We start from the raw sequence: 17,341 nt of genomic DNA, 5'->3' as shown, positions 1-17,341 counted from the left end.
GATTAGCAGCTGTAGTACAGCTCGTATTCCAGTGGGTGTACGAAGGTGCGTACTTTGATTTCTTCTTCGCTTTTCAGGGCGATGTAAGCGTCGATGAAGTCGTCGCTGAACACGCCGCCTTTGGTCAGGAACGCACGGCCCTTGTCCAGTTCTTCCAGCGCTTCTTTCAAGCTGCCGCACACCTGCGGGATTTCTTTCGCCTCTTCAGGCGGCAGGTCGTACAGGTTTTTGTCGGCGGCGTCGCCCGGGTGGATCTTGTTCTGGATACCGTCCAGACCCGCCATCATCAGTGCTGCGAAGCACAGGTATGGGTTGGCTGCCGGGTCCGGGAAACGGGCTTCGATACGGCGAGCCTTGGGGCTGGACACGTAAGGAATACGGATCGAGGCAGAACGGTTGCGTGCCGAGTAGGCCAGCATCACCGGCGCTTCGAAGCCTGGCACCAGACGCTTGTAGGAGTTGGTCGACGGGTTGGTGAAGCCGTTCAGGGCCTTACCGTGCTTGATGATGCCGCCGATGAAGTACAGAGCGGTGTCGGACAGGCCGGCATAGCCTTCGCCAGCGAAGGTGTTCTTGCCTTCTTTGGAGATGGACATGTGCACGTGCATGCCTGAACCGTTGTCGCCGTACAGCGGCTTGGGCATGAAGGTCGCGGTGCGGCCGTAAGCGTCAGCCACGTTGTGTACGCAGTACTTCAGGGTCTGAACTTCGTCAGCCTTTTTCACCAGGGTGTTGAACTGCACGCCGATTTCGTTCTGGCCAGCCGTTGCCACTTCGTGGTGATGAACTTCGATGACCAGGCCCATTTCTTCCATGGCGTTGCACATGGAGGTACGGATTTCGTGGTCGTGGTCGAACGGTGGAACCGGGAAGTAGCCGCCCTTGATGCCTGGACGGTGGCCACGGTTGCCGCCTTCAACGTCCTGGTCGGACATCCACGAACCTTGTTCGGAGTAGATCTTGAACATGGAGCCGGAGATGTCGGACTTGAATTTCACTTCGTCGAAGATGAAGAACTCAGGCTCCGGGCCAACGAATACGGTGTCGCCGATACCGGTGGACTTCAGGTATTCCTCGGCACGGTTGGCGATCGCACGCGGGTCGCGGTCATAGCCTTGCATGGTCGAAGGTTCGATGATGTCGCACACCAGGATCAGCGTTGGCTGCTCGGTGAACGGGTCCAGGACCGCTGTGCTGTCGTCTGGCAGCAGGATCATGTCGGAAGCTTCGATGCCTTTCCAGCCAGCGATGGAGGAGCCGTCGAACATCTTGCCGTCGGTGAAGAAGTTTTCATCGAGCGCATCACGGGCCGGCATGGTCACGTGGTGCTGAGTACCTTTGGTGTCCGTGAAGCGCAGATCAATCCACTTGACGTCATGATCTTTGATGAGTTGAACCGACTTCGACATATGTCCTCCGGGGTGGCTTCGGGCGGGTAAGTAGTGGTGCGCCCTTAGTAATGTGCTTGATGCCGGCGCGAATACTCTGCCAAGGCAACCTGCCTCACAAGGGAGCAAATTGCATGCCAGTGCCCTGACTTGGGTGTAATGCGCCAAACTCAGGCAGGTAAGCGGTGCAGCCTACCGATTCGTGCCTGTTATCGCACTCAAATGAAGCGAAAACCTGTCCTTTTGCTCTATTTTGGTGCGGCCAAAACCGTTTGTACGATAACTGGTTAAACCTTGAGCAATTTCCGCTATAATCCGCGCCCCCCTTTTTTGGCAGGCTGCTCGCGCGCTGTTTTCATGAAACTAATCGTTAAAGTCTTCCCCGAGATCACTATCAAGAGCCGCCCGGTTCGGATGCGTTTTGTCCGTCAATTGGCCAAAAACATCCGTACCGTGCTCCGCGATCTGGACCCGGCTGTGGTAGTGAGCGGTGTGTGGGACAACATCGAGCTGCAAACGCGTGTGAGCGACCCCAAAGCCCTGAAAGAGATGACCGAACGCCTGAGCTGCATGCCGGGCATCGCGCATTTTCTGCAGGTGGATGAGTACCCGTTGGGCGACTTCGACGACATCGTCGAGAAGTGCAAACTGCACTTCGGCGATTCGCTGGCCGGCAAGGTCTTTTCGGTGCGCTGCAAGCGCGCGGGCAAGCACCCTTTTTCCTCGATGGACGTCGAGAAATATGTGGGCAGCAAGCTGCGTCGTGAGTGCGGTGCGGCCGGAATCTCGCTGAAAAACCCGGAAATCGAAGTCCGGATCGAAATTCGCGACCAACGGTTGTTTGTGATTCACAACCAGCACGACAGCATTGGCGGCTACCCGCTGGGCGCGCTGGAACAGACGCTGGTGCTGATGTCCGGTGGTTTCGACTCCACCGTCGCGGCCTACCAGATCATGCGCCGCGGCCTGATGAGCCATTTTTGCTTCTTCAACCTCGGCGGCCGTGCCCATGAACTGGGCGTGATGGAAGTCGCGCACTATATATGGAAGAAGTACGGCAGCTCGCAGCGGGTGCTGTTTGTCAGCGTGCCGTTCGAAGAAGTGCTGGGCGAAATTCTCGGCAAAGTCGATAACAGTCATATGGGCGTCATTTTGAAGCGTATGATGTTGCGCGCTGCGTCCCGTATTGCGGACCGGCTCGATATCGACGCACTGGTGACGGGCGAAGCGATCTCGCAGGTGTCCAGCCAGACGCTGCCCAACCTGTCCGTGATCGACTGCGTGACCGACAAACTGGTCTTGCGCCCGCTGATCGCCAGCCACAAACAGGACATCATCGATCTGGCGACCGAGATCGGCACGGCCGACTTCGCCAAACACATGCCTGAATATTGCGGGGTGATTTCGGTCAACCCCAAGACCCACGCCAAACGTCCGCGCGTGGAGTACGAAGAACAACAGTTTGATATGGCCGTGCTTGAGCGTGCGCTTGAGCGGGCCAAACTGGTGCCGATTGATCGGGTCATCGATGAATTGGGCCAGGACTTGCAAGTCGAAGAGGTCAGCGAAGTGCTGGCGGGACAGATCGTCCTCGACATCCGTCACCCGGATGCCCAGGAAGATCAGCCGCTGGAACTGGCTGGCATCGAAGTACAAGCGTTGCCGTTCTATGCTCTGAACAGCCGCTTCAAGGAACTGGATGACACCCGTCAGTACCTGTTGTATTGCGACAAAGGCGTGATGAGTCGCCTGCATGCTCACCATTTGCTCAGTGAGGGACATGCCAATGTGCGCGTTTATCGACCGAGCTAAGAGCCCGGGGCTGTATGCCTGTGGCCTGCGTCACCGGCCCCCCGACGCCGCCGTCAAGTTGTAACGGCAAGGCCTGACTCTATTGTTAATCGCTGCCACGACCTGTCAGCACACCGAATCCTCTGATCGAGATACACAAGTGATCGAAAATCTACGCAACATCGCCATCATTGCTCACGTTGACCACGGTAAAACCACCCTGGTAGACAAACTCTTGCGTCAATCCGGCACTCTGGAGCGCGGCGAGCTCAACGACGAGCGCGTGATGGACTCCAACGACCAGGAGAAAGAGCGCGGTATTACCATTCTGGCGAAAAACACCGCCATCAACTGGAACGGCTACCACATCAACATCGTGGACACCCCGGGCCACGCCGACTTCGGCGGTGAAGTAGAACGCGTAATGTCGATGGTTGACTCCGTTCTGCTGCTGGTTGACGCTCAAGACGGCCCTATGCCGCAAACCCGTTTCGTGACCAAGAAGGCGTTCGAAGCCGGCCTGCGTCCAATCGTGGTTATCAACAAGGTTGACCGTCCGGGCGCGCGTCCTGATTGGGTTCTGGACCAGATCTTCGATCTGTTCGACAACCTGGGCGCTACTGAAGAACAGCTGGACTTCAAAGTGGTTTACGCCTCTGCCCTGAACGGTATTGCTGGTCTTGACCACACCGACATGGCTGAAGACATGACCCCGCTGTACCAGTCGATCGTCGACAACGTACCTGCGCCGTCTGTTGACCGTGACGGTCCGTTCCAGATGCAAATCTCGGCACTGGACTACAACAGCTTCCTGGGCATTATCGGCGTTGGCCGTATTGCACGTGGTCGCGTCAAGCCGAACACCCCGGTTGTGGCCATCGACGCTGACGGCAAGCGCCGCAACGGTCGTATCCTGAAGCTGATGGGTCACCACGGTCTGCACCGTGTAGACGTTGAAGAAGCGGCTGCCGGCGACATCGTTTGCATCAGCGGTATGGACTCGCTGTTCATCTCCGACACCCTGTGCGACCCGATGAACGTTGAAGCGATGAAGCCGTTGACCGTTGACGAGCCAACCGTTTCCATGACCTTCCAGGTAAACGACTCGCCATTCTGCGGTAAAGAAGGCAAGTTCGTGACGTCCCGTAACATCAAGGAACGTCTGGACAAAGAGCTGCTGTACAACGTTGCTCTGCGCGTTGAAGAAGGCGACTCGGCTGACAAGTTCAAAGTATCGGGCCGTGGTGAATTGCACCTGTCGGTTCTGATCGAAACCATGCGTCGCGAAGGCTTCGAAATGGGCGTTGGTCGTCCAGAAGTGATCATCCGCATGGTTGACGGCGTTAAGCACGAACCGTTCGAAAACGTCACCATCGACCTGCCAGAAGAATCTCAGGGCAAGGTGATGGAAGAGATGGGCCTGCGTAAGGGCGACCTGACCAACATGGTGCCGGATGGCAAGGGCCGTGTACGTCTGGAATACAACATCCCTGCTCGCGGTCTGATCGGTTTCCGTAACCAGTTCCTGACCCTGACCAACGGTGCTGGCATCCTGACCTCGATCTTCGATCGTTACGACGTGATGAAGTCCGGCCACATGTCCGGCCGTCAGAACGGCGTTCTGGTATCGGTTGAAACAGGCAAGGCGCTGACCTACTCCCTGGAAACCCTGCAGGCGCGTGGCAAGCTGTTCGTTGAGCACGGTCAAGAGATCTACAACGGTCAGATCGTGGGCCTGAACAGCCGTGACACCGACATGGGCGTTAACCCTACCAAGGGCAAGAAGCTCGACAACATGCGTGCTTCGGGTAAAGACGAAACCATCGCTCTGGTTCCACCTGTTCGCTTCACCCTGGAACAGGCTCTGGAATTCATCCAGGACGACGAGCTGTGCGAAGTGACGCCTAAGTCCATCCGTCTTCGTAAGAAGATCCTGGACGAAGGCGAGCGTACCCGCGCTGCCAAAAAAGCCAAAAACTAAGTTAATTAGTTAGCGGTTACAAAAACGCCCCCGACCTTGCGGTCGGGGGCGTTTTTTTATGTTCGTCGTTTGGGGGCATTGTTGCCTCATCCCCCCGTCTTCTCACATTGGGAGAGGGCCGGGGTGAGGGGGCTGTGCGGCTTAAAAATCCATCAATTTAACGCTGCTGTTCTTGCGCTCAACCGCTTTGGGAATATAGGCGCAGTAGCCTGGACGCGGCCCGATGCGCGGGTGGTTGCGGCACGTGTCGGGGCGCTTGTCATAGATGGTGCACATGCGCGATTTGCGGTCCAGGTACAGGCAGTCGTTGTTGCTCATGCGCTGCAACGTGAAGATGCCCGACTTCTGGTTGAAGCGTTCCACAATCCCTTCTTTTTGCAGGCGCTTGGCGATGTTCTTCGGCGGGTCGCCCAGTTCGAATTCATCCACCAGCCCGATGCGGATCAAGTCTTTGACCTTGACCTCGACCGGCAGGGTGCAGCAGCTGGAAATGCAGGAGCCGCACATGGGCGCGGTGTATTTGGCCCACGTATCGAGACGGTCGATTTCCGCGGCGGCGATCAGGTTGGACTTCATCAGGCTTATATTCCAGCGTGTAACAGGGCGCGCGATCATACCGGGGTTGAACAAGAATTGAACAACCATTTGCCGGTTTTTTGCTCAATCCCCGGCAGCGCCGCTTGTCGCCCCAATCCGGTGCGCCATTTCCCCGCCCGTTTTAGCCGCAGGCGCGCGCAAAAATCTCGAACACAACCCGCCACCTTCTGTCAGAGCGTCTAGGCTGACACCATTCGTTCTTAAAATCGCTTCATCTCGCTTGAGGTTGCATCGATGTCCCAGGAACCGCTTGTTTGTGATGCACAAGTGGCGGCCTTCCGCGCCGCCGTACTGGCCAAACTGACCTACGCGGTGGGCAAGGACCCGGAACACGCGTTCGACCATGACTGGTTCGAGGCCATTGCGCTGGCCGCCCGCGACCATATGGTCGAGCACTGGATGGACAACACGCGGCAGATTTACCGCAAAGGCCAAAAGCGGGTGTATTACCTGTCGCTGGAATTTTTGATCGGCCGTTTGCTGTACGACAGCCTCAGCAACCTGGGCTTGCTGGATATCGCTCGCCAAGCGCTGACCGAGCTGGGGGTCGACCTGGAGCAGATCCGCCTGCTCGAACCCGATGCCGCGCTGGGCAATGGCGGGCTGGGCCGTCTGGCGGCGTGCTTCATGGAAAGCATGGCCACCCTGGGCGTCGCAGCGCACGGCTACGGCATTCGCTATGAGCACGGGTTGTTCCGCCAGAGCATCGTCGACGGCTGGCAACAGGAGCAGACCGAAAACTGGCTGGACTTCGGCAACCCATGGGAGTTTGAGCGGCCGGAGGTGGTGTACCTCATTGGCTTCGGCGGGGCGGTTGAAACCAAAATCGACGAACAGGGGCATCCGCGGCAGGTCTGGTGGCCGGGCGAAACCGTGCGTGCGATTGCTTACGACACCCCGGTCGTGGGCTGGCGCGGTGCCAGCGTCAACACGTTGCGCTTATGGCGGTCCAGGGCCGTGCATGAGATGCACCTCGAACGCTTCAATGCCGGTGACCACTTGGGCGCGGTCGCGGAAGTGGTGCGTGCTGAAAGCATTTCGCGGGTGCTGTACCCGGCGGACAGCAATGAAGCCGGGCAGGAACTGCGCCTGCGTCAGGAATACTTCTTCGTGGCGGCGTCGTTGAGGGACTTGATCCGGCGCCATCTCGATCAGGGCTTCGCCTTGCTTGACCTCGGCGACCACGTGGCCATTCAGCTCAATGACACCCATCCGTCCATCGCTGTCGCGGAGCTGATGCGCCTGCTGGTCGATGAGCACGAGGTGGAGTGGGGCGCCGCCTGGAAGGTCACGGTCCAAACCCTGGCCTACACCAACCACACCTTGCTCCCCGAAGCGCTCGAAACCTGGCCGGTGGGGCTGATGGAGCGCTTGCTGCCCCGGCATATGCAGATCATTTACCTGATTAACGGGCTGCACATCGATTCGCTGCGCGAACAGGGCGTGCATGACTTTGACGTGCTGCGCGCCGTGTCCTTGATCGAGGAAGACAACGGCCGCCGCGTGCGCATGGGCAATCTGGCGTTTTTGGGGTGCCACAGCGTCAACGGCGTGTCAGGGCTGCACACGCAATTGATGCGCAGCACCGTGTTCTCGCACATGCACAAGCTGTACCCGGACCGTATCAACAACAAAACCAACGGCGTGACCTTCCGACGCTGGCTTTACCAGTCCAACCCGCCGCTGACGGCGCTGTTGGTCGATGCGCTGGGCCCGCAGTTTCAGGACGATCCCGAGCACAACCTGATTCAACTGGAACCGTTCGCCGGGCGCGCGGACTTCCGCAAGCAGTTCGCTGAACAGCGCCTGCAAAGCAAATGCACCCTGGCGGCGTTGATTTATGAGCGCCTGGGCATCGTGGTCAACCCCGAAGCCATGTTCGATGTGCAGGTCAAACGCATCCACGAGTACAAACGCCAGTTGCTGAACCTGCTGCACACCGTGGCGCTGTATCAGGCCATACGCGCCGAGCCGGGCAACCGCTGGGTGCCGCGGGTGAAGATCTTTGCCGGCAAAGCGGCGGCCAGTTATCAACAGGCCAAACTCATCATCAAGCTGACCAACGACATTGCGCGCACCATCAACCACGACCCCACTGTGCGCGGTCTGCTCAAAGTGGTGTTCCTGCCCAACTACAACGTCAGCCTGGCGGAGAACATCATCCCGGCGGCCGATTTGTCCGAGCAAATCTCCACTGCCGGGTATGAGGCGTCCGGCACCAGCAACATGAAATTCGGGCTCAACGGGGCGTTGACCATTGGCACGCTGGACGGCGCCAACGTCGAAATGTGCGAGCGGGTGGGCGCAGAAAACATGTTTATCTTCGGTCTGACCGCGCAACAGGTCGAAGCGCGCAAGCGCAATGGCGAGTTCAACGCAGGGCCGGAGATCGCCGCGTCCCACCGGCTCAACGACGTCTTGCAGGCGATTCGCGGCGGGGTGTTCTCCCACGATGACCCGGCGCGTTACACCGGTCTGATTGACGCGTTGACTGAGTACGACCGCTTTCACGTCTGCGTCGACTTCGACGCGTATTGGGATGCGCAAATGCGCGTCGAACATCTGTGGCACGACACGGACGCGTGGTGGCGCGCGGCGGTGCTCAATACGGCACGCATGGGGTGGTTCTCCTCCGACCGCACCATTCGTGAATACGCGACCGAGATCTGGAAGGCGCTGTAACCGCCTTATAGCGGCTGTCCAACCCCCGAGGCTGCGAGCGCACGCAGCCTCGTCACGGGGCGGTGGCCACGGGTTTTGGCTGTTTTTGGCCGTCAACTGAACCCGCTCGGCCGGATCTGAGTCTGATTAGAAGATTTGCACGGCAACACGCGTTAAACTGCGCGGGTTTTTTGCCCCCTCCCCCTAGTTCGGAGCCTTACATGTCCCGCGTTACCCTGAGTCGCTATTTGATCGAGCAGACCCGCAGCAACAACACGCCTGCTGATTTGCGTTTCCTCATCGAAGTGGTGGCGCGTGCTTGCAAAGAGATCAGCCACGCCGTGTCCAAAGGCGCCCTGGGTGGTGTTCTGGGCAGCATGGGCACCGAAAACGTGCAAGGCGAAGTCCAGAAGAAGCTCGACGTGATTTCCAACGAAATCCTGCTCGAAGCCAACGAATGGGGCGGTCACCTGGCCGGTATGGCATCCGAAGAAATGGACAACGCCTACCAGATCCCGGGCAAATACCCGAAAGGCGCCTACTTGTTGGTATTCGACCCGCTGGACGGTTCGTCCAACATCGACATCAACGCGCCTGTCGGTACGATTTTCTCCGTGCTGCGTTGCCCTGAAGGCCACCTGGCCGAGAACGGCGACCTGGGCGAAAAAGCATTCCTGCAACCGGGCTCCACCCAAGTGGCGGCCGGTTATGCGATTTACGGCCCGCAAACCATGCTGGTGCTGACCCTGGGTGACGGCGTGAAAGGGTTCACCCTGGACCGCGAAATGGGCAGCTTCGTGCTCACCCACGAAGACATCAGCATTCCTGAGTCCACTCAGGAGTTCGCCATCAACATGTCCAACCAGCGCCACTGGGAAGCCCCGGTACAGCGCTACGTCGACGAGCTGCTGGCGGGCGAAGAAGGGCCGTTGAACAAAAACTACAACATGCGTTGGGTGGCGGCGATGGTGGCTGACGTGCACCGCATCCTGACCCGTGGTGGCGTGTTCATGTACCCGCGTGACAGCCGTGAGCCGTCCAAGCCAGGCAAGCTGCGTTTGATGTACGAAGCAAACCCGATGTCGTTCCTGGTGGAGCAGGCAGGCGGCGCGTCCACTGACGGCCACCAGCGCATCCTCGACATCCAGCCTGAAGGCCTGCACCAGCGTGTTGCGGTATTCCTGGGCTCCAAAGAAGAAGTCGCGCGCATCACCGCTTACCACAAAGCCTAAGCGCGCACTCGCCGCCGCAGGCTGCGAAGGGGGGCTCACGCCCCCCGTTCTTCTGACGTTTAGCCATTCCCCGGCGGCGACACCCCCTCATTGCCTCCCCTCAACGTGTCCTGCCTGCAACTAAACCCGTGCCCTGCGGGAACCACCCTGCGCTTTTCTCTTCTAAGCTCTCACCGAGGCAGCAATGCCAACCTTCCCATTCAGGAGCTTTTCCATGAAGTTGCGTTCTTTGGCGTTGTTGTCGTTCTGTGTATTACTGGCGGCCTGCAGCAAGGTCAATCAGGAAAACTACTCCAAGCTGTCGGCCGGCATGCCCAAGGCCGAGGTGGAGAAACTGCTGGGCAGCCCGACCGACTGCTCGGGCGCACTCGGTATGTCGAGCTGCACCTGGGGCGATAAAAACAGCTTTATCAGCGTGCAATATGCAGGCGACAAAGTGCTGATGTTCTCGGGTCAGGGCTTGAAATAAGACTGAACAGGAGCGTTAACCATGAAGCGACTTTTAGCGTGTCTGGGCACTGCATTGGTATTGGCCGGGTGTTCCAGCTCCGGCAGCGATGCACTGGCCCCCAAAACCGTCGATAACGTCGATCTCAAGCGCTACCAGGGCACCTGGTATGAACAGGCGCGATTGCCGATGTTCTTCCAGCGCAATTGCGCCCAGTCCCAGGCGCAATACACCCTCAAGCCCGACGGGAACGTGGCCGTGCTCAACCGCTGCCTGACCGAGGACGGTGAGTGGCAGGAAGCCAAAGGCACCGCCACCCCGCAAGTCCCGGGCAAGACCGACAAATTGTGGGTTGAGTTTGATAACTGGGTCTCGACCCTGTTGCCGGGTGTAATCAAAGGCGATTACTGGGTGCTGTACCTGGGGGACAACTACAGCACGGCGCTGGTAGGCAACCCGGACCGTCGCTACCTGTGGTTGCTGTCGCGCAAACCGACCATCGACCAGCAAACCCGTGACGAGTTGCTGAGCAAGGCTCAACAGCAAGGCTACGACACCACACGCCTGATCTGGCGCACGCCCGACGCGGACATGCCCAAGACCACGAAATAAAGGGCCGAAGGCCCTCAGCGAGCGCTGAGGGCCTTTTGCTTCACGCTCAGGCGCGCAGCAAGGTCTTCCAGGCGCGGTTCTGATACACCGCGATCGCCTGATGCTTGCGGGCATCGAGCAATGCTTCGTTGTGTTCAACATCGTCGGTGAGCGGCTGATTCGCCAGCTCTTGCAGCTTGTTCATCTCGCCAAACAAGCGATCCACTTCCGCAATCTCCAGCACGCCACGGGCCAAACGCAGCCACGCTTGAATGCGCTCGATGCGCGGCAGTTGCTCTGCCAAGTCTTCCGGTTGCTGCTGGTAACGGTTCAGACGCAGCGCGATGGCTTCATCCGACAGCAAACGCTGCAGCCAGCTGCTCAGTTGTGCAGCGCCCTGACGATTGCCACGGGTGGTGCCGCGATCCACGGTCCAGCTGCGGTCCATCAACCAGCGCGAGGTGTTCAGCGAGAACTGGCCCCAGCGTGGGTCTTCCAGCTCTTCAAGGAACTGCTCGGGCGCGGCTTTGCGCACGTCTTCGTCGTCCTGACCGATCTGCACCAGCGGGCGCCAGTCTTCCAGCAGTGCGTCGAGCGAGGCGCGCAAGGTGCTGGTGGATTGGCGTGGCGCGGCCTGACCCAGGCTGCTGACCAGCGCGCGCAGGTCAATCAGTTGCTGCACCCAGTCTTGCAACAGGCGCCAGTGGCCATTGAAACGGTATTGCTCGGCCAACCGCTGGCTGCTGGCCAGCAAATGCCACGCCAGCGCGGCAAACGCGTCATCGAGCGGGGTTTCTGGCGTCAGCTCAGGGGCTGGCAGGCTCACCGAATAACTATTGGCGTCGAACAGGCGATAACCGCGCTCAGCCTTGCTGATGTCGCACGGCATCAAGGCCAGTTTTTCAGCCAGCTCGGCGGCCAGTTCCAGCAAGGCAGCCGGTTCGCCTTCGCGCAGTTCAAGCTCCAGCTCGCAGATTTCTTCTTTCTGCTTGCCGGCAATCACGTGCCCCACGTCCAGCGCGGCTTCGATCACCACTTTGGCTTTGCCACGGCCCCACGAGATCTCGGCGCGTTCGCGCACGAAATCGGTGGTGAAAATGGGCTTGAGGGTTTTTTTGTCCAGTTCGGCCAACGCCTCGGGCCAGCACTCGCCGTCGAGTTTTTTGACGTCCAGTTTGGCTTTGGGCAGGTGCCAGTCGTATTCATTGCGCACAGACAGGCCAGCAACGCTTTCGCCACGGGTCTTGAGGGTCTGGATCACGTCTTCGCCATCACGGCGCAAGCGCAGGGCAACCTTGGCCTTGGCCAGGTCGCGCTCCGGGGTGTCGAAATATTGATTGAGCAACTCACGGCTTTCCCAGCCACTTTTGTTGCGCTTTTTCAGCAAAGGGTGCTCGCGCAAGGCGGCGAGGGTTTCGCGGCTGACGCGGAGTTTGATTTCGGTTTCTTTCTGCATGGCCGGAAAATCCAGGAACGGTGCGCAGCCGGGGAAAGGTGTGGCTGCCAAGGCCGTGCAGTGTACAGGACTCGCCGCCCCGGCGCCCCGCATGGGTTTATTCTGCCGCTCAGATGGCCCTATGATGGGCCTCGCCCCGCCAACAGGAAGTCAGCGCATGCCTTTACCCACGCTCAAAGAGCAATTCGCTGCCTTGATCAGCGCACCGTCCGTCAGTTGCACCCAACCGCATCTGGATCAAACCAATCGCCCGGTTATCGACCTGCTGGCCACGTGGCTGGGTGATCTGGGCTTCGCCTGCGAGATCCAGCCTGTCAGCCCCGGCAAATTCAACCTGCTCGCCAGTTATGGCAGCGGCCCCGGCGGACTGGTACTGGCAGGCCACAGCGACACGGTGCCGTACGACGAAGCGCTGTGGCAGACCGATCCGCTCAAACTGACAGAAGTGGATAACCGCTGGGTCGGATTGGGCAGCTGTGACATGAAAGGCTTTTTCGCCTTAATCATCGAAGCCGTCCGGCCTCTGCTGGATCAGCCGTTCCGGCAACCCTTGCTGATTCTGGCCACTTGCGACGAAGAAACCTCCATGGCGGGCGCCCGTGCGCTTGCTGAAGCCGGGCGCCCGCTGGGCCGTGCGGCGGTGATCGGTGAGCCGACGGGGCTCAAGCCGATCCGCCTGCACAAGGGCGTGATGATGGAGCGCATCGACATTCTGGGGCGCAGTGGCCATTCCTCGGACCCACGCCTGGGCCACAGCGCACTGGAGGCCATGCACGACGTCATCAGCGCGCTCAAGGACTTGCGCCAACAATGGCTGCACGAATACCGCAACCCGCAATTCAGCGTGCCGCAGCCGACCCTCAACTTTGGCTGCATCCACGGGGGCGATAACCCGAACCGCATCTGCGGCCAGTGTTCGCTGGAATTCGACCTGCGCCCCTTGCCGGGCATGGACCCCCATGCGCTGCGTGCCATCATCCGCAGCAAGCTCGAGCCACTGGCTGAGCACCATCAGGTGCAGATTGACTTCGCCCCGCTCGCGGCAGGCGTTGCCCCCTTTGAGCAGGCGGCCGACAGCGAACTGGTGCGCGTGGCCGAGCGCCTGACCGGGCATCGTGCCGAAGCAGTAGCGTTTGGCACCGAAGCGCCTTATCTTCAGCGCCTTGGCTGTGAGACGCTGGTGCTCGGCCCCGGTGACATCAGCTGCGCACATCAGCCGGGCGAACACCTCGAAATGTCACGTTTGCAGCCGACCGTGCGTCTACTCAGTCAGTTGATCGAACACTATTGCCTGACCCCGGCGCCGTAAATCGCCGCAGGTCCAACCCGTCCACACAAGGAGAGCACGCGTGTCGCCAAGTCAGTTTCGACGATAACTACCAGCCCGTTGTGCGTTTGCTGTTTGTGCCCTTTTTAGGCGACTCACTTTTTTACAGGCTCCGGTTATGCCCGATTACGTTAACTGGCTACGTCACGCGTCCCCTTACATCAATGCCCACCGCGATTGCACCTTCGTCGTCATGCTCCCCGGCGATGGCGTGGCGCACCCCAATTTCGGCAACATCGTTCACGACCTGGTGCTGCTGCACAGTTTGGGCGTTCGGCTGGTGCTGGTGCATGGCTCGCGTCCGCAAATCGAAAGCCGCCTGCAAGCTCGCGGGCTGACGCCGCATTACCACGAAGGCATGCGCATCACCGATGCCCCGACGCTGGAATGCGTGATCGACGCCGTGGGCCAGCTGCGCATTGCGATTGAAGCGCGGCTGTCGATGGACATGGCGTCCTCACCGATGCAGGGTTCGCGCTTGCGCGTGGCGAGCGGCAATCTGGTGACGGCGCGCCCGATTGGCGTGCTCGATGGCGTGGACTACCACCACACCGGCGAAGTGCGGCGGGTGGACCGCAAGGGCATTAACCGCTTGCTCGACGAGCGCTCCATCGTGCTGTTGTCGCCGCTGGGGTATTCGCCGACTGGCGAAATCTTCAACCTGGCCTGCGAAGACGTCGCCACCCGTGCCGCCATCGATCTGGAGGCCGACAAATTGCTGCTGTTTGGCGCCGAGCCGGGCTTGCTCGATGAAGACGGGCGTCTGGTGCGCGAGCTGCGGCCGCAACAAGTGCCCGCCCACATGAAGCGCCTGGGCAGCGATTATCAGGCTGAACTGCTGGAAGCGGCCGCCGAGGCCTGCCGGGGCGGCGTGGCCCGCAGCCATATCGTCAGCTACGCCGAAGACGGCGCGTTGCTGACCGAGCTGTTCACCCGTAACGGCGGCGGCACGCTGGTGGCGCAGGAGCAGTTCGAAAAAATCCGCGAAGCCGCGATTGAAGACGTCGGCGGTTTGCTGGACCTCATCAGCCCGCTGGAAGAGCAGGGCATTCTGGTGCGTCGTTCCCGCGAAGTGCTGGAGCGCGAAATCGAGCAATTCAGCGTGGTCGAGCGCGAAGGCATGATCATCGCCTGCGCGGCGTTGTACCCGATTGCCGATTCCGAGGCGGGCGAACTGGCCTGCCTGGCCGTGAACCCGGAATACCGCCATGGCCGCCGCGGCGACGAACTGCTCGAACGCATCGAAAACCGTGCGCGGGCGCTGGGGCTCAAAACCCTGTTCGTCTTAACCACCCGCACTGCTCACTGGTTCCGCGAGCGCGGCTTCGAGCCCAGCAGTGTGGAACGCCTGCCGGTAGCCCGCGCCTCGTTGTACAACTTTCAACGCAATTCGAAAATCTTCGAAAAAGCCCTGTAACGCCTGCACGGCCGACTGAAGCCGCCGTTCAACGCACACCTGCGTCGAGCGGCGGCTTCGGTGCGTCGTTAAAACGCCTGCAAACACACATCATCAATAACGGCCTTGCCCATGTCGCACAAGTAGTGCGACGCCCAGGCATGGCGTTCCCCGTCTTTCTCCAGGGCGGCATCCAGGGCCAGCTTTTTGGCGCAAAACAACAACGCCGAGACGTGCTCCAGCGCCTGACGCAAAGGTATACCGGGGTTAACGCAAAACAGAGGTTGGTCATTTTCGCCGCACGGGCCGAAGGTTACGACGCCGAGGGTGTTGATCGGGGAAGGGGTGGTCATTGAGTGTGCTCCTAATATGTTTAAGAGCTGTCAGGTTCGTGTCCAGGCGAAGGTGACAGCTGTACGCAGGCTGGAAACCGGGACAATTAGGCAAACCCGGCAGGTCCGAAGACCTCCCGCGCACAGCCGTCATAAGATGAAGACTGACGCACAAAAAACGCCAACTCCCCGAAGGGTACATGGCGCTAAGGCGCGTAATTGTTACTCGGGTTTCCAGGCCCGGCCACTGTTTATTTCAGCGGCGGTGTACGGTACGCCTGCACTCAACTCCCCGAAGCCATCCGTTGCCGCAGTTCGTGTAGGAGGCGGCACCTTTGCGTGCGCGCCCCCTGACACGGCGAGACCTGAACGTCTTCAGGGGTTGGCTGGCGGGCTGCCCGCCCGCCATCACTCAGTTACTGATCGCCAAAATGCTCGCCTGATACGACGCCACAAACAGGTCGAAATCACCTTCTTCGGTGTCTTCAATGTCTAGTTGGTCGTTGATCGATTTGCGGGCTTTTTCTTCGAAAGCCGCCTGATCTTCAGGGCTGAGTGGCTGGCCGCGGAAGTATTCGGCGTGGGCCATGCTTTGGCGCAGGGAGAATTGGGCGAAGCTTTCTTTGTGCTCGGCCATGCTGGCCAGCACTTTGGCCGACGGGGTCAGGGACACGTCCCTGATTTTCGCCAGTTGCTCGTCCACCGCCTTGCTGTGGGCATCGCCGCCGTGGCTTTGGTCCAGCAGCGCGGCCAACGGTGCGATCTGTTCCAGCAGTTCGGCTGCCCATGCCTTCATGTCGACCGGCTGACCGTCACGCTGCAATTGCAGGCCCGGACGGCGACCTTCCTTGACGACGCTGAGGAAGTTGGAGGTGCAGCTGCCGCATTCCGAACTGTCGAACTGCGGGCTTTCCTGCAGCGCGCAGTACAGCAGGAAAGCATCCAGAAAGCGGGCTTCGGGCAGGTCAATGCCCACCGGCAGGAACGGGTTGATGTCCAGCAAACGCACTTCAACGTATTGCACGCCACGGGACATGAGCGCCTGAATCGGGCGCTCGCCGCTGTAGGTCACACGCTTGGGGCGAATGTTGGAGTAGTACTCGTTTTCGATTTGCAGGATGTTGGTGTTCAGTTGCACCCACTCGCCGTCCTGGTGCGTGCCGATTTCGACATACGGCGCGTAGGGCGTTGCCACGGCTTTGCGCAGGCTGTCGGTGTAACTGTTGAGGTCGTTGTAGCACGGCGTCAGGCCCGCCTGGGCGTTGCTCTGGTAGCCGAGGTCGCTCATGCGCAGGCTGGTGGCATACGGCAGGTAGAGCGTGTCGGGGTCCAGTTGTTCGAGCTGGTGAGCCCGGCCACGCAGAAAACCCGCGTCAAGTGCAGGCGAAGCACCAAACAGGTACATCAGCAGCCAGCTGTAACGGCGAAAGTTACGGATCAGCGCGATGTAGGCGCTCGACTGGTAATCGCGGTCGGTGCCCACAAAGCCGTCTGCCGCTTTGAGCACAGGCCAAAGGGCCTCAGGCAACGAGAAGTTGTAGTGAATGCCGGCAATGCACTGCATGGTTTTGCCGTAACGCAGGGCCAGGCCCTTGCGATAAACGTACTTGAGCTGTCCGATGTTGGACGTGCCGTAGTAGGCAATTGGAATGTCCGCTTCGGCCGGCAACGGGCACGGCATCGAAGGGCTCCACAGGTACTCGTTGCCGAGCTTGCTGTAGGCAAAACGGTGGATCTTGTCGAGGCTGGCCAGCGTCTCTGCCGGGTCGGGCAGGGCCGGGGTGATGAACTCCAGCAGCGACTCGGAATAGTCGGTGGTGATTTGATCGTTGGTCAGGGCCGACCCCAGTGCTTCGGGGTGCGGCGTCTGGGCCAGGCGGGCCTCGCCGGTGACGCGCAAGCATTCGCGCTCGATCCCGTGCAGGCACTGCTCCAGCAGAGTGAGGTTAGCGCGCTCGCTGAGCAGAGCCAGGCGGCGGTTGAGAAGTTGGCTCAAGTTGGATTCCTTCACGCGTCAGTCGCCCCAATATGGGGGTGGTCAGGACGGTCTACAAGGGTGAAGTTGAAGCCGGCGTGGTCGCCTGACTTTTAAAAGGAGTGCTCAGCCCCGTCCCTGTATCGGCCCCGGGCGCTCCGGGCGC

At 60.0% G+C, this 17,341-nt stretch carries 13 protein-coding genes; 8 read left to right on the top strand and 5 right to left on the bottom strand.

From position 1 onward, the window contains the following. Positions 1 to 2 precede the first annotated feature (2 nt). Positions 3 to 1,409 (bottom strand): glutamate--ammonia ligase, encoded by a 1,407-nt coding sequence (glnA, locus tag TU74_RS15015; protein WP_047272914.1) that lies wholly within the window; start codon positions 1,407 to 1,409, stop codon positions 3 to 5. A gap of 336 nt (positions 1,410 to 1,745) precedes the next feature. On the opposite strand from glnA, the gene thiI reads away from it, so the two are divergent. Next, entirely contained in the window at positions 1,746 to 3,200 is a 1,455-nt protein-coding gene (gene thiI / locus TU74_RS15010; protein ID WP_047279755.1) for a tRNA uracil 4-sulfurtransferase ThiI, read from the top strand. Positions 3,201 to 3,339: 139 nt separating this feature from the next. Beyond that, positions 3,340 to 5,160, top strand: coding sequence for a translational GTPase TypA (gene typA / locus TU74_RS15005; protein WP_047291195.1), 1,821 nt, complete (start codon positions 3,340 to 3,342; stop codon positions 5,158 to 5,160). A 141-nt stretch (positions 5,161 to 5,301) separates the two neighbouring features. Here the strand turns inward: typA and TU74_RS15000 are convergent, their stop codons facing one another. Continuing rightward, a complete protein-coding gene (locus TU74_RS15000) occupies positions 5,302 to 5,739 on the bottom strand; it encodes a YkgJ family cysteine cluster protein (protein WP_047281788.1) in 438 nt (145 codons plus the stop codon). 252 nt (positions 5,740 to 5,991) lie between these two features. On the opposite strand from TU74_RS15000, the gene TU74_RS14995 reads away from it, so the two are divergent. The 4 genes from TU74_RS14995 (at position 5,992) to TU74_RS14980 (ending at position 10,710) form a co-directional block, all read left to right on the top strand. Further along, the gene (locus TU74_RS14995; protein ID WP_048376958.1) at positions 5,992 to 8,439 is read left to right on the top strand and encodes a glycogen/starch/alpha-glucan phosphorylase; all 2,448 of its coding nucleotides are present in this window, start codon (positions 5,992 to 5,994) and stop codon (positions 8,437 to 8,439) included. 200 nt (positions 8,440 to 8,639) lie between these two features. After that, on the top strand, positions 8,640 to 9,650 hold the full coding sequence (locus TU74_RS14990) for a class 1 fructose-bisphosphatase (RefSeq protein WP_047272918.1): 1,011 nt from the start codon (positions 8,640 to 8,642) through the stop codon (positions 9,648 to 9,650). A 214-nt stretch (positions 9,651 to 9,864) separates the two neighbouring features. Next, the gene (locus TU74_RS14985) at positions 9,865 to 10,119 is read left to right on the top strand and encodes a lipoprotein (protein WP_047272919.1); all 255 of its coding nucleotides are present in this window, start codon (positions 9,865 to 9,867) and stop codon (positions 10,117 to 10,119) included. A gap of 21 nt (positions 10,120 to 10,140) precedes the next feature. After that, on the top strand, positions 10,141 to 10,710 hold the full coding sequence (locus tag TU74_RS14980; RefSeq protein ID WP_048376957.1) for a lipocalin family protein: 570 nt from the start codon (positions 10,141 to 10,143) through the stop codon (positions 10,708 to 10,710). 46 nt (positions 10,711 to 10,756) lie between these two features. Here TU74_RS14980 and TU74_RS14975 read toward each other — a convergent pair whose 3' ends face one another. Further along, a complete protein-coding gene (locus TU74_RS14975; protein ID WP_048376956.1) occupies positions 10,757 to 12,145 on the bottom strand; it encodes a CYTH domain-containing protein in 1,389 nt (462 codons plus the stop codon). Positions 12,146 to 12,302: 157 nt separating this feature from the next. Between TU74_RS14975 and argE the strand changes: the two genes are divergently transcribed. Continuing rightward, positions 12,303 to 13,454, top strand: a complete 1,152-nt coding sequence (argE, locus tag TU74_RS14970; protein WP_047291198.1) for an acetylornithine deacetylase — start codon at positions 12,303 to 12,305, stop codon at positions 13,452 to 13,454. Between the two features lie 136 nt (positions 13,455 to 13,590). Beyond that, complete coding sequence (gene argA, locus TU74_RS14965) at positions 13,591 to 14,889, top strand: amino-acid N-acetyltransferase (RefSeq protein ID WP_047291200.1); 1,299 nt, start codon at positions 13,591 to 13,593, stop codon at positions 14,887 to 14,889. Between the two features lie 68 nt (positions 14,890 to 14,957). On the opposite strand, the gene TU74_RS14960 is transcribed toward argA, so the two are convergent. Together TU74_RS14960 and gshA are read right to left on the bottom strand one after the other, a co-directional pair. After that, positions 14,958 to 15,221, bottom strand: coding sequence for a DUF3077 domain-containing protein (locus tag TU74_RS14960; RefSeq protein ID WP_048376955.1), 264 nt, complete (start codon positions 15,219 to 15,221; stop codon positions 14,958 to 14,960). A gap of 391 nt (positions 15,222 to 15,612) precedes the next feature. Continuing rightward, complete coding sequence (gshA, locus tag TU74_RS14955; protein ID WP_047291204.1) at positions 15,613 to 17,196, bottom strand: glutamate--cysteine ligase; 1,584 nt, start codon at positions 17,194 to 17,196, stop codon at positions 15,613 to 15,615. Positions 17,197 to 17,341: the final 145 nt, after the last annotated feature.

Source organism: Pseudomonas lundensis (assembly GCF_001042985.1).
Taxonomy (GTDB): Bacteria; Pseudomonadota; Gammaproteobacteria; order Pseudomonadales; family Pseudomonadaceae; genus Aquipseudomonas; species Aquipseudomonas lundensis.
The sequence above is the reverse complement of the archived record's forward strand: the minus strand, read 5'-3'. Positions and strand labels throughout refer to the sequence as shown.

Bases quoted from the DNA above. Each gene is read 5' to 3' on its own strand.
- TU74_RS14960 (WP_048376955.1), bottom strand. From the start codon at position 15,221: ATGACCACCCCTTCCCCGATCAACACCCTCGGCGTCGTAACCTTCGGC.
- thiI (WP_047279755.1), top strand. From the start codon at position 1,746: ATGAAACTAATCGTTAAAGTCTTCCCCGAGATCACTATCAAGAGCCGC.
- TU74_RS14995 (WP_048376958.1), top strand. From the start codon at position 5,992: ATGTCCCAGGAACCGCTTGTTTGTGATGCACAAGTGGCGGCCTTCCGC.
- TU74_RS14980 (WP_048376957.1), top strand. From the start codon at position 10,141: ATGAAGCGACTTTTAGCGTGTCTGGGCACTGCATTGGTATTGGCCGGG.
- argA (WP_047291200.1), top strand. From the start codon at position 13,591: ATGCCCGATTACGTTAACTGGCTACGTCACGCGTCCCCTTACATCAAT.
- TU74_RS14985 (WP_047272919.1), top strand. From the start codon at position 9,865: ATGAAGTTGCGTTCTTTGGCGTTGTTGTCGTTCTGTGTATTACTGGCG.
- TU74_RS14975 (WP_048376956.1), bottom strand. From the start codon at position 12,145: ATGCAGAAAGAAACCGAAATCAAACTCCGCGTCAGCCGCGAAACCCTC.
- glnA (WP_047272914.1), bottom strand. From the start codon at position 1,409: ATGTCGAAGTCGGTTCAACTCATCAAAGATCATGACGTCAAGTGGATT.
- argE (WP_047291198.1), top strand. From the start codon at position 12,303: ATGCCTTTACCCACGCTCAAAGAGCAATTCGCTGCCTTGATCAGCGCA.
- TU74_RS14990 (WP_047272918.1), top strand. From the start codon at position 8,640: ATGTCCCGCGTTACCCTGAGTCGCTATTTGATCGAGCAGACCCGCAGC.